This is a genomic window from Neobacillus paridis (assembly GCF_016765675.1).
GTDB classification, from domain to species: Bacteria; Bacillota; Bacilli; order Bacillales; family Cytobacillaceae; genus Neobacillus; species Neobacillus paridis.
The window spans coordinates 1-12,469 of the sequence record NZ_JAESWB010000229.1; the positions used below are offsets into that span (position 1 = coordinate 1).

Consider the following 12,469-nt stretch of genomic DNA (forward strand, 5'->3'; position numbering starts at 1 on the left):
CTTATCTACATGTGTAAATAAGAGTCATCCGGTATTAGCTCCGGTTTCCCGAAGTTATCCCAGTCTTACAGGCAGGTTGCCCACGTGTTACTCACCCGTCCGCCGCTAACCTTTAGGAGCAAGCTCCTAAAGGTTCGCTCGACTTGCATGTATTAGGCACGCCGCCAGCGTTCGTCCTGAGCCAGGATCAAACTCTCCAATAAAGTTCGAGTTGATTAGCTCATAAAATTTAACGTTGGCTTCATTTCGTTAGAAATGAATGATTATTGTTGTCCAGCTACAGCGCCCTAGCACCTAGTGTCCTTCGCGCTCCGCCCTACGATAAGTCAACATCGAATTGCCTTCGGCTTCTTCGTGTTTCCTTTATCTCAGTTGGAGCACTCTAGGCCATACGGTGCTGACCAGGGTGCTTTCGCTTTTCTATGTTGACGTTTTTGTTTGTTTAGTTTTCAAAGAACAAAGCTATTATGTTGAATCAGTCTCATATTATCGCTCAAAGGCGACTTTTTTATATTACCAGGTTATCAACTAAAAGTCAATAATTTTTTCTTCTTTTTTAAAGAAGATCTATTGCCTGGCAACAACAAAAATTACTATACCATCATAAATAGTTTTCTGCAATAGTTTTTTATGGTAATAGTTATAGTTATAGTTGTAGTTGTAATTTTCACTATTCTGGATAAAGATGAAAAAAGTGCCACAGGTGCGGCACTTTTTAATCCTAATATATTAACGTTGACGCATTAATGGGAATAATAATACATCACGGATCGAAGGGGAATTCGTCAATAACATAACTAAACGGTCGATTCCAATTCCTAGTCCTCCGGTTGGCGGCATCCCATACTCTAAAGCTTCAATATAGTCTTCGTCCATCATATGAGCCTCATCATTGCCTTGTTCACGTTCTTTTAACTGTGCTTCAAAACGTTCTCGCTGGTCAATTGGGTCATTAAGTTCAGTGAAGGCATTGGCATGCTCGCGTGCGACAATAAACAGCTCAAAACGATCTGTGAAGCGTGGGTCTTTTTCATTTTTCTTAGCCAAAGGTGAAACTTCTACCGGGTGACCATAAATAAACGTTGGTTGAATTAACTTCTCCTCAACCTTTTGTTCGAAGAATTCATTTACAATATGACCAAACTGCATATTATCGTTAATTTCTACTCCATGCTCTTTTGCAAGGGCACGGGCTTCTTCGACACTCATTTCTTTCCAGAAGTCAACTCCGGTATATTCCTTAATGGCATCAACCATATGCAGCCTTTTCCATTCCGGTTTAAGATTTACTTCATATTCGCCATATTGAATCGTTGTCGTTCCTAATACATCTTGCGCGACATAAGCAATTACATTTTCCGTTAGAGTCATAATATCATGGAAATCGGCATAGGCTTCGTAAAGTTCAATCATTGTAAATTCCGGATTGTGACGGGTAGATACTCCTTCGTTCCGAAAAACACGGCCAATTTCATAGACTTTTTCAAGGCCGCCGACAATCAATCGTTTTAGATGCAGCTCGATAGCGATCCGCATATATAATTGCATATCAAGAGCGTTATGGTGAGTAATAAATGGTCGTGCCGCAGCACCGCCGGCGATTGCATGCATCATCGGCGTTTCAACTTCTAAATAGCCATTATCATCTAGATAACGACGCATCGAGCGAATAATTTTACTGCGGGTAATAAAGGTTTCCTTACTCTCTTGATTCATAATCAAATCTAAATAACGCTGACGATAACGTTGTTCCACATCTTTTAGGCCGTGAAACTTATCAGGCAGCGGACGAAGTGCTTTTGATAAGAAAGTAAAGTCTAAAACCTTTATGGAGAGTTCGCCTGTTTTTGTTTTGAACACATGGCCAGCAACTCCAACAATATCTCCTAAATCTGCGGAGGTGAAAATTTTATACGACTCTTCTCCAACAGCATCTTGTCTTACATAGATTTGAATTTGGCCGGATAAATCCTGAATATGCGCAAAACCAGCCTTTCCTTTTCCGCGTTTTGTCATAATCCGACCGGCTAAACGGACAGAAATATTTTTTTCTTCAAGTTCCTCATTGGTTAAGGATTCGTAGGCATCAATAATATCCTTCGCAAGATGTGTCCGCTCAAAGCGTTTTCCAAACGGATCAATCCCATTTGCCCGCATTTCAGCCATTTTTTCACGTCTGACAATGAGTTGATCATTCAATTCTTCGTGACTCACAATTATCCACTCCATTACTATCATAATTATGTAAAACGCTAGTAACAACACGTACTATCATTTTTATACATACTTCTAATATATTACACAAATTTTGCTTTTTAGACATCCCAAAGACCCTTTAAAAAAAACTGCCAGTGACAAAACTGGCAGTTTCCTATAGGAACAAAGCTATTATAGAAAAAGAGTCTGTCAATGTCAACTTATCAGACAATTGCCTGATTCTCTTCCCTGGCCTCTGCTTCCAGTATTAACTCGTTTAATAACGAACTTAATTGATCTCTTGTATGGCATTCATTAATCGCATTGCGAACCTTCGCATTGCCGCGGATTCCTTTTAAATACCAGGCGGCGTGTTTGCGCATCTCCCGAACGGCAATATCCTCGTTTTTCAAAGCGATTAAGCGATCCAGATGCAAGAGGCAAACATCGATTTTCTCACGGACAGATGGCTCACCACTCAGTTTTCCTGTTTCCAAGTACTGTACCGTACGGTAAATCATCCATGGATTTCCAAGAGCGGCTCGGCCGATCATGACACCATCAGCACCAGTTTCATCAAGCATCCTTTTGGCATCCTGCGGGGTTTTCACATCTCCATTGCCAATTACCGGGATGTTAACGGCTTGTTTTACTTCGCGAATAATATCCCAATTCGCCTTGCCTTCATACATTTGTACCCGTGTTCTGCCATGAATCGCAACCGCTTGTCCACCTGCCCGTTCAACAGCCTGCGCGTTTTGAACCGCATAAACATGCTCCTCATCCCAGCCCATCCGCATTTTAACCGTTACAGGCTTTTCTACAGCATCAACAACCGCAGCTACCATTTCATAGATTTTGTTTGGGTCTAAAAGCCATTTGGCCCCGGCATCACATTTTGTGATCTTCGGGACAGGACAGCCCATGTTAATGTCGATAATGTCGGCGTTTGTATTCTGGTCGACAAATTTAGCCGCTTCAACCAGGGTTTCTTTTTCGCCGCCAAAAATCTGCAGGCTTAACGGCTTTTCCCGCTCATCAATATATAGCATATTCATGGTTTTTTCATTTTTAAACACAATCCCTTTGTCACTCACCATTTCGGCACAAACGAGGCCTGCGCCAAACTCTTTAACGGTTAAACGGAATGCAGAGTTACAGACCCCAGCCATTGGTGCGAGGACAACAGGGTTGTTCATTTCAATCTTACCTATTTTTAGCACATCACCAGCTCCTTAATCTTCCTTGTCACCCAGGCACCTATAGCTTTGCTATTCTTTCGGTGCCAAATCCTCGATCGATATTTTTAAACTATGTGCAATCCTTACTAGCAGCTCCTCGGTGGGCAGACGATTTCCTCGTTCAATTTCACCTAAGATGGATACTGAGACCCCCAGTTCCTTCGAAAAGCCCTCCTGAGTATATCCCTTTAGCTTCCGATATGCCCGAATCCGTCTTCCCCATTTTTCCGCTTCCATAATCGGACTCCTTCTCTATCAGGTAATTCATCCAACAGTATTGAAATAGGCTGTTCCATACCAACCATCTTATATTCCGGCTTCATTTCCAAAAGCGGCACTAATACAAATGCCCGTTCCTTCATCCTGGGATGGGGAACAATTAGTTTCACATGATTAATATTTTCTTGATTAAATGCCAGAATGTCAAGGTCAATTGTCCGTGGTCCCCACCTTATTTCCCTCTTTCTTCCAAGTTCTAATTCAATCGTTAAACATCGGTCTAATAATTCCAGCGCATCTAAATCTGTCTCTATCTCGATCACCATGTTTAAAAATGGATCCTGGTTCTCATATCCGACAGGGTCTGTCTCGTAAATGGAGGAGTAATTTACCAACTCGATATCCGGGGAGCTTGTCAATTTTTTGATTGCCGTAAGCAACTGTTCAAGACGATTACCAACATTAGAACCGAGAGCAATAATGGATACGTTTTTCATGCCTATCTACCCCTTGTAATTTCCACAGCAACAGAATCATAATGACCAGGTATCGGCGGATCAGGTTTCGTCACCTTCACCGTTACCTCTTGAACAAGCGTAAATTGATTTAACACTCCAGCAGCAATTTTTTCCGCTACAGATTCAACTAATTTATAAGGTTTTCCTTCAACAATTTCTTTACACAATTGATATAACTCCCCGTAATGAACCGAGTGTTCCAATTTATCCGTTTCACCTGCCTGCTTCAGATCGAGAAATACGATTAAATCAACGGAAAAGCGCTGTCCAAGTACTTTTTCCTCAGGAAAAACCCCATGGTAACCGTAAAACTCCATTCCGTTCACATAAATTTTATCCAAAGTTTTCACCCTTCCCCATCATCGCATCCATCATTTTTGCCATTCGGCTCATTTCCTTCACATCGTGGACCCGAATCATTTGGCAACCTTTTTGGATTCCATAGCAAATGGTTGCCCCGGTTCCTTCCATTCTTTCATTAACGGGAAGATCCAACGCCTCACCAATCATTCTTTTTCGTGAAGTAGCCAATAATACAGGGTATCCGAGCATGACCAGCTTATCTAAATTCTGCATCATCAAAATGTTTTCGTGATAATCTTTAGCAAAGCCTATTCCCGGGTCAAGAATAATTTTTTCATCCTTCACACCGGCTTTCTTGGCAATCGTAATGCTCTCAAATATATCGTTAATGACGTCCCGGACAAAATTCTGATAATTTCGCTCACGACGATTATGCATCAAGATAATCGGTACATCATATTTTGCCGCAACAGCTGCCATTTGCTCGTCCGCCTTGGCTCCCCAAACATCATTGATCATATGGGCGCCTGCTTCTATGGCTTGCTTGGCTACCGCCGCTTTATAAGTATCAATCGACAGAGGAACATCCACATGCTTGGCTACCGCTTCAATCACCGGAATGACCCGTTTTAACTCCTCTTCTGCTGAGACAGCGGCAAATCCCGGACGTGTTGATTCTCCGCCAATATCAATAATATCCGCCCCATTTGCGACCATTTCCTTTGCATGTTCTACCGCTAGTTCTACCTCATTAAATTTACCGCCATCCGAAAAGGAATCAGGTGTTACGTTCAAAATCCCCATGACATAAGTCTTTTTTGAAAAATCTAACGTATATGAGCCACAATAAATGACTTCCTCTGCTTCCTTCAATTTCATAATTCATCCCCCTGTTGTTAAAACTTTTCACTGTTTTTATCATACATGAAATTCATATGAGAATCATTTTTTCATAAAAAAAAGGCCGGTAGCCACCGACCCTTTATTATTTCCTATTCTGCATCATACTGATACAACGCTGTACTTAAATAACGTTCGCCATTATCTGGAATAATGGCCAGTACCTTTTTGCCTTTGCCAAGTTCCTTTGCCACTTTTAATGCAGCATGCACAGCGGCACCGGAAGAAATACCGCCTAAAATTCCTTCTTCTCTGGCTGCGCGGCGGGATGCAGCGAATGCTTCATCAGTACTTACTTGAATGATTTCATCATAAATTTGCGTATTTAAGGTGTCAGGCACAAATCCGGCTCCGAGCCCTTGAAGCTTGTGAGGACCTGGTTTTCCGCCCGATAGAACAGGTGAATCCTGTGGTTCAACCGCAACTATTTTGATATTTGGAAACTTTTCACGGAGGACGCTTCCTGCACCAGAGATGGTTCCGCCTGTACCGATTCCGGCAACAAAGGCATCAAGCTGGTCCATTTGTTCAGCAATCTCTTTTCCTGTTGTTCTTTTGTGAACCTCTGGATTTGCTTCGTTCTTAAACTGTTGCGGCATAAAATAGCCATTCTCGGCGGCCAATGCTTCTGCTTTGGCAATTGCCCCTTTCATTCCTTCTGGTCCAGGTGTTAACACAAGCTCGGCACCGTAAGCGCGAAGCAGATTCCGCCTTTCCAAACTCATCGTCTCCGGCATCACAAACACGGCTTTGTAGCCTTTTGCTGCAGCAACCATGGCCAAACCGATTCCCGTATTACCACTAGTTGGTTCAATAATGGTATCTCCCGGTTTAATCTGTCCCTTTTCCTCGGCTGCTTCAATCATCGCTAACCCGATCCGGTCCTTCACACTGCTTCCTGGGTTAAAATATTCCAGCTTTAAGTAAACCTCAGCGCTGTTTTCATCTGTTATTCTGTTTAGCTTTACAATTGGTGTTTGGCCAATTAAATCAGTCACCGAATTGGCAATACGTCCCATAATAAAGGCACCTCTATTCCGAGTATTTTTATTGGTTTTATATACTTATAATTTAGCAATTTTACCTTGTCTTGTCAATTATTTTTAACGGAAATTTCAGATATAAAAGAAGCACAGAAGTACATTCTCCTATGCTAAGATGTTTTGATCTATTTAATTGGCTTCCTGCGCCAATTGTTCTAACTCCTCTTTGGAATAATGATATTTTTCATTACAGAAGTGGCAATGGGCTTCTGCCCCTCCATCTTCCTCAATCATTGCCATTATTTCCTGCCTTCCTAACCCGACAATGGCATCTGCAAAACGTTGCTTGGAGCAAGTACATTGGAACCGTACCGGCATCGTTTCAATAATTTTGACGTGCTCCTTACCGAAAAGTTCCGCCAAGATTTCCTCAGGAGTTAACCCTTGTTCAATCAATGTTGAAATTGGCGCGATCGTTTGAAGCCGCTGCTCCAATTTAGCAATGACCGAATCCTCGGTTCCGGGCATGATTTGCAAAATAAAGCCGCCGGCAGCCAGAATTGTATCATCCGGATTTACTAACACCCCAACACCGACAGAGGATGGTGTCTGTTCTGAAGTAGCAAAGTAATAAGTGAAATCCTCCCCTAATTCACCGGAAACGAGCGGAACCTGGCCGGAAAAAAAATCCCGCAGACCGATATCCTTGACAACGGACAGCATTCCATTCGTGCCAACCGCACGGCGGACATCAAGCTTCCCGTGCTCATTTGATTCAAAATCCACCTGAGGGTTGGTTACATAACCACGGACCTCACCTTTGGCATTACTATCAACAAGAATTGGACCAAGCGGCCCGCCACCGTCAATTTTTATCGTTAGTTTTTCATCACCTTTTAACATCGCCCCCATCATGACCCCTGCGGTCATCGCACGGCCAAGCGCGGCGGAAGCAGTCCGCCAGGTTTGATGACGACGCTGCGCTTCACTTATTATTTCCGTTGTCCGCACCGCATATGCACGAATCATTCCATCATAAGCTAACGCCTTAACTAAATAATCCTTCAAAAAATCACCCTCCGAATTTCTTCGTGAATCATGGTTAAAATTGCCCGTGCTTCCACTAATCCTATCATTCTTTAGAATTCCCCAAATTTCGTTTATAGATGAGCTGCAAGCCCTTTAACGTTAAAAATGGGTCGACCACATCAATCACATTTGTTTCATTAGCAATTAACGGGGCCAAACCGCCTGTTGCAATCACTTTCGGTTTGGTTTTACTTTGCTCCGACATCCGTTTAACAATTCCTTCAACTTGCCCGACATAACCATAGACAATCCCTGCTTGCATGGCAGCGACTGTGTTTTTCCCAATTACCCCCTCGGGACGGGCGATTTCAATCCGCGGCAATTTGGCCGCTTTTGAGTATAATGCTTCAGTGGAAATACCAATTCCGGGGGCAATTGCTCCGCCTAAATATTGCCGATCCTCATTAACATAGCAATATGTTGTTGCCGTGCCAAAATCAACAATAATAAGCGGGCTGCCATATTCATGGATCGCTGCCACTGCATTGACAATGCGGTCAGCACCAACTTCCCTAGGGTTTTCATATTTGATGTTTAAGCCTGTTTTAATGCCAGGGCCAACAATCAGCGGTTTTAGCTGAAAATATTTTTGGCACATCCGTTCCAAGGCCAGCATGATCGGCGGTACAACGGAAGAAATAATAATCCCATCAATGTCGGAAAAACGAAGCCCGGCATGTTCAAACAACGCTTTAATACTCATGCCAAATTCATCTTCCGTACGATTTCGGCTTGTTTCAATCCGCCAATGAAATTTTAACTGATCACCTTTATAAACACCGAGCACCGTATTGGTATTCCCCACGTCAAAAACAAATATCAAGTTTATCACTCACTTTTAAATAGAATTTTCTTATTTACATGCAAACATAATACCATAATTTAAATTGGTTGAAAAAAAAAGAGGGCTTCATGCGAAGCTCTCTTTGCGATATTATTTATAGTCAATTTCATCAGGAGGGGTATCGAGGAATGATTTCTCCTCGTCAGGCTCCTCGTCCTTCTTTTTGTTAATATTAACTTTCAGGTCATCCTGCTTTTTGGTGCCAACTTTAACGGTTGCCAATTCTTCAGGATTTTCCGGTAAGTGGCCATGATCTACTAAATATTTAATTTGTTCTGCATTTAGTGTTTCTACCTCAAGCAAGGTGTTGGCAATCAAATCAAGCTTATCGCGGTTCTCGATAAGAATCTTTTTACATCTTTCGTAAGATTCCTTAATAAATCGTTGAATCTCAAGGTCGATTTCATAAGCAATCGCATCCGAATAATTTTGTTCATTGCCGATATCGCGCCCGAGAAATACTTGACCACCTGATTGTTGACCAAACTGTAATGGACCAAGCTTATCACTCATCCCAAATTCCGTCACCATTCGGCGGGCAATACCGGTCGCCCGCTGGAAGTCATTATGGGCTCCCGTACTTACTTCGCCAAAAACAATTTCCTCTGAGACACGGCCGCCTAATAAGCCGACAATTTTATCTAACAGTTCTGGTTTAGTCATGAAGTAACGGTCTTCTTTTGGAAGCATGACCGCATAACCGCCAGCCTGTCCCCGTGGAACAATGGTAACCTTATGAACCATTTCGGCCTCATCCAATACTAAACCGATAACCGTATGACCTGCTTCGTGGAAAGCGACAATCCGGCGTTCTTTTTCGGAGATCACCCGGCTCTTTTTCGCCGGACCGGCAATGACCCGGTCAGTTGCCTCATCAATATCAACCATATCTATTTTCTTTTTATTTTGCCGCGCCGCTACAAGGGCTGCTTCATTTAATAGGTTCTCTAAATCGGCACCGGAGAACCCTGGTGTCCGCATCGCAATATTTCTTAAGTTCACCGATTCGTCTAAAGGCTTATTGCGGGCATGAACGCGCAGTACTGCTTCACGACCATTAACATCAGGACGGTCAACCGTAATTTGCCGGTCAAAACGGCCTGGACGCAGTAAGGCTGGGTCCAAAATATCAGGACGGTTGGTAGCAGCAATGATAATAATTCCTTCATTTGCCCCAAATCCATCCATTTCGACAAGCAATTGGTTTAACGTCTGCTCGCGCTCATCATGGCCACCGCCGAGACCGGCTCCACGCTGACGGCCAACAGCATCAATCTCATCGATAAAAATAATACAAGGAGCATTTTTCTTTGCATTCTCGAACAAGTCACGTACACGGGACGCCCCGACCCCAACGAACATTTCAACAAAATCAGAACCGCTGATGGAGAAGAATGGAACCCCTGCTTCACCCGCAACTGCACGGGCAAGCAATGTTTTACCGGTCCCTGGAGGTCCAACAAGAAGAACCCCTTTAGGAATCCGTGCCCCCAGTTCAGAGAATTTCCGCGGGTCTTTTAAGAACTCCACTACTTCGATAAGCTCAGCTTTTTCTTCATCAGCACCAGCAACATCTCTAAAACGGACCTTTTTCTTGTCATCATTATAAAGCTTTGCCTTGGATTTACCGAAGTTCATCACACGGCTGCCTCCGCCTTGAGCCTGGTTTAATAAGAAGAAGAATAAAATAAAGATAATCACAAACGGAATAATCGAAGTAAAGAAGGTAACCCAGCCGCTTGTTTCCTTCGCCGGCATTACTTCAACCTTGGAACCAGCCTTATCAATCCGGTCAAGGATTTTCTCACTGTTTGGGATATAAGTGATGAATTTTTTATTACCTGCTTCCAATTCACCACGCACTTCAAATACACCGCGCTCAGGCTGTATTGAAAAAGATTTGACACCATTATTTTCTAATTGTTGAACAAATTTGTCATATGAAATATGATCGGTTGGCTCATTGCTTCCATTGAAGAAACTAACGACGCCGATAATAACTAAAAATATCAATAAATAAAAGATGGTGTTACGGAAAATCCGATTCATCTCTTACCTCCTCCCGCGTTAAAACAGACTATATAAAATAGTATCATAGAAAATCTTACAAATTCAAGAAAATACACTTGCTTCCAATGGCTATCATTTAATCGTTATTGCTATATACTTCAGGTTTTAGCACTCCAATATATGGAAGGTTTCGATACTTCTCCATGTAATCCAATCCATAGCCGACGACAAATTCATCCGGAACGATAAACCCGACATAATCGGCTTTGATGTTACTCTTTCTCCCCGCCGGTTTATCAAGCAAGGTCACAATTTTAATCGATTTTGCCTTGCGGTACTTAAATAAATCGACTAAATAACTCAAAGTAAGACCGCTGTCAATAATATCCTCGATAATTAAAATATCTCTGCCTTCAACAGATGTATCCAAATCTTTGAGGATTTTTACTTCTCCGGAAGAAACAACAGCATTGCCATAGCTGGAAACATCCATAAAGTCCATTTCCAAATAACAATCCATTCGCTTTAATAAATCAGCCATAAACGGCATAGCACCCTTTAAAACGCCGATGGCAAGCGGAAAGCGATCATGATATTCCTCTGTTAATTGGGCTGCCAACTCCTTTATTTTTTCTTGAATCTCGTCCTCTGTTACTAGTACCTTTTCAATATCGTGTTTCATATGTGCCCCCTAGAAGATGTTAATTTATCATAAGTGAATTGTATATAGTGTTTTGTTGTCGGGTTCATTCCTTCAAATGCTGACTTTTTTAAACCTGGAAGCCAAATAATACAATCGTCTCCATCCGTAATGATCGGCCATGTATTTCGATCTTGTAACGGGATCTTTTGATCAATAAAAATGTCCTTTATTTTTTTTGATCCTTGCATTCCTTTAATAGTCATTCGGTCACCCATTTTCCTGGTGCGAATAATAATCGGCCATTTGATGCTCTCTGCCGGAAACACAGCTGTATTGGCGCCCTTCTGCAGCGTCTCCTTATCAGCATATTGGAGCTGAATTTGTCGGCCATTTGGCAGGTGAATCCGCCCCGGCTCCTTCAAGATAAAATAATACGATTCCAATTCAGACTTATGTTTTCGAAATGAAAGTAATAAATCACCATAAGAACGATAAACCTTTAAACCATTGGGAAAGTCAAGTTTCCCTGAAGGTTTGCCATGATTGATTAAGTTTAAAACCTGATCTATATGTAACGCAGAAAGATCAGCAGGTTTTTCTTTATAAAGATAGTTTAATATTAGTTGAATCCCTCTCCTTTGTAAAGGTAAAGGCACTCTGGAGAATAGCCCGATATCAATGGTAACTTCTGACGCTTCTCTTTTTTTCACTACTTTATTCAATTCTTGGACAGTTAATTCCTGCAGAAACATTTCATCCGCTTGTAATTCCTCACTAAAGCGCTGAAATTGCTCATGAACCTGAGGATTTTCGGTTTTTAAAAACGGCAGAACCTTTAAGCGATAGCGGTTACGGCTGTATACTTCGGTTTGATTGCTAGGATCAATCCTTGGGGTAAGATTGTGCTCCTGGCAATATTTCTCAATGTCCGTTTTCGTTAGGCATAAAAACGGGCGGAAGATCGTTCCGCTATGAAACGGGCGGGAGAACAGAATGCCTGCCCTTGCCATTCCCGTACTTCCTCTTGTCAGCCGCATGAGGATCGTTTCGGTTTGGTCATCACCATGATGGGCCAGAGCTAAGTAAGGAGCATTATACTTCTCCATAACCTTATAATAAAACTCATAACGGACCTCCCGACCTGCCGATTCAGCACTTTTTCCTGTTAATTTCATCATCTCCGGAACGTTTACTTGGACCATCTCAAAAGGAATCCGGTTTTGTTGGCAATACTCTTTGACAAACAACGCATCTTCATAAGATTCCGGCCCTCTGAACATATGATCAATATGAGCAGCGACAATAAACAGGCCTTGTTTCTCTCGATTCTGGAGCAAAAAGTGAAGAAGTGCCAATGAATCGGGTCCTCCTGAAACACCAACAACGATTCTTTTGTTCTCAAGCTTAAATGCATGATGCTGAAGAAAGGCTGTAACCTTTGTTTGCAACATAAAATACACTCTTCCTTAGATATAAGTTACCTTTTAGTTTACAACTTTATTTAAGCTTGTTTCAAACTATAG

At 42.2% G+C, this 12,469-nt stretch carries 12 protein-coding genes and 1 rRNA gene; all 13 read right to left on the reverse strand.

Going from position 1 to position 12,469, the window contains the following annotated elements; translation table 11 throughout:
- A 16S ribosomal RNA gene (locus JK635_RS15190) occupies window positions 1–203 on the reverse strand; the annotation flags it as partial.
- Between the two features lie 526 nt (window positions 204–729).
- The gene (lysS, locus tag JK635_RS15195) at window positions 730–2,214 is read right to left on the reverse strand and encodes a lysine--tRNA ligase (protein ID WP_202654810.1); all 1,485 of its coding nucleotides are present in this window, start codon (window positions 2,212–2,214) and stop codon (window positions 730–732) included.
- 206 nt (window positions 2,215–2,420) lie between these two features.
- The gene (gene dusB, locus JK635_RS15200; protein WP_202654811.1) at window positions 2,421–3,419 is read right to left on the reverse strand and encodes a tRNA dihydrouridine synthase DusB; all 999 of its coding nucleotides are present in this window, start codon (window positions 3,417–3,419) and stop codon (window positions 2,421–2,423) included.
- Window positions 3,420–3,467: 48 nt separating this feature from the next.
- A complete protein-coding gene (locus JK635_RS15205) occupies window positions 3,468–3,674 on the reverse strand; it encodes a helix-turn-helix domain-containing protein (protein ID WP_202654812.1) in 207 nt (68 codons plus the stop codon).
- Window positions 3,626–4,153 (reverse strand): 2-amino-4-hydroxy-6-hydroxymethyldihydropteridine diphosphokinase, encoded by a 528-nt coding sequence (gene folK, locus JK635_RS15210; protein ID WP_202654813.1) that lies wholly within the window; start codon window positions 4,151–4,153, stop codon window positions 3,626–3,628. Before folK ends, JK635_RS15205 begins: the two co-directional genes overlap by 49 nt.
- A 2-nt stretch (window positions 4,154–4,155) precedes the next feature.
- The gene (folB, locus tag JK635_RS15215) at window positions 4,156–4,515 is read right to left on the reverse strand and encodes a dihydroneopterin aldolase (RefSeq protein ID WP_202654814.1); all 360 of its coding nucleotides are present in this window, start codon (window positions 4,513–4,515) and stop codon (window positions 4,156–4,158) included.
- Window positions 4,508–5,356, reverse strand: a complete 849-nt coding sequence (folP, locus tag JK635_RS15220; RefSeq protein WP_202654815.1) for a dihydropteroate synthase — start codon at window positions 5,354–5,356, stop codon at window positions 4,508–4,510. Before folP ends, folB begins: the two co-directional genes overlap by 8 nt.
- Before the next feature lie 113 nt (window positions 5,357–5,469).
- Window positions 5,470–6,396 (reverse strand): cysteine synthase A, encoded by a 927-nt coding sequence (gene cysK, locus JK635_RS15225; protein WP_202654816.1) that lies wholly within the window; start codon window positions 6,394–6,396, stop codon window positions 5,470–5,472.
- A 153-nt stretch (window positions 6,397–6,549) separates the two neighbouring features.
- Window positions 6,550–7,428 (reverse strand): Hsp33 family molecular chaperone HslO, encoded by an 879-nt coding sequence (gene hslO, locus JK635_RS15230; protein WP_202654817.1) that lies wholly within the window; start codon window positions 7,426–7,428, stop codon window positions 6,550–6,552.
- Between the two features lie 64 nt (window positions 7,429–7,492).
- Complete coding sequence (locus JK635_RS15235; protein ID WP_202654818.1) at window positions 7,493–8,272, reverse strand: type III pantothenate kinase; 780 nt, start codon at window positions 8,270–8,272, stop codon at window positions 7,493–7,495.
- 111 nt (window positions 8,273–8,383) lie between these two features.
- Complete coding sequence (ftsH, locus tag JK635_RS15240; RefSeq protein ID WP_202654819.1) at window positions 8,384–10,342, reverse strand: ATP-dependent zinc metalloprotease FtsH; 1,959 nt, start codon at window positions 10,340–10,342, stop codon at window positions 8,384–8,386.
- 97 nt (window positions 10,343–10,439) lie between these two features.
- Window positions 10,440–10,985, reverse strand: coding sequence for a hypoxanthine phosphoribosyltransferase (gene hpt, locus JK635_RS15245; RefSeq protein WP_202654820.1), 546 nt, complete (start codon window positions 10,983–10,985; stop codon window positions 10,440–10,442).
- Window positions 10,982–12,397 carry a tRNA lysidine(34) synthetase TilS gene (tilS, locus tag JK635_RS15250; RefSeq protein WP_202654821.1) on the reverse strand — a complete coding sequence of 472 codons (1,416 nt, stop codon included), beginning with the start codon at window positions 12,395–12,397 and terminating at the stop codon, window positions 10,982–10,984. Before tilS ends, hpt begins: the two co-directional genes overlap by 4 nt.
- Window positions 12,398–12,469: the final 72 nt, after the last annotated feature.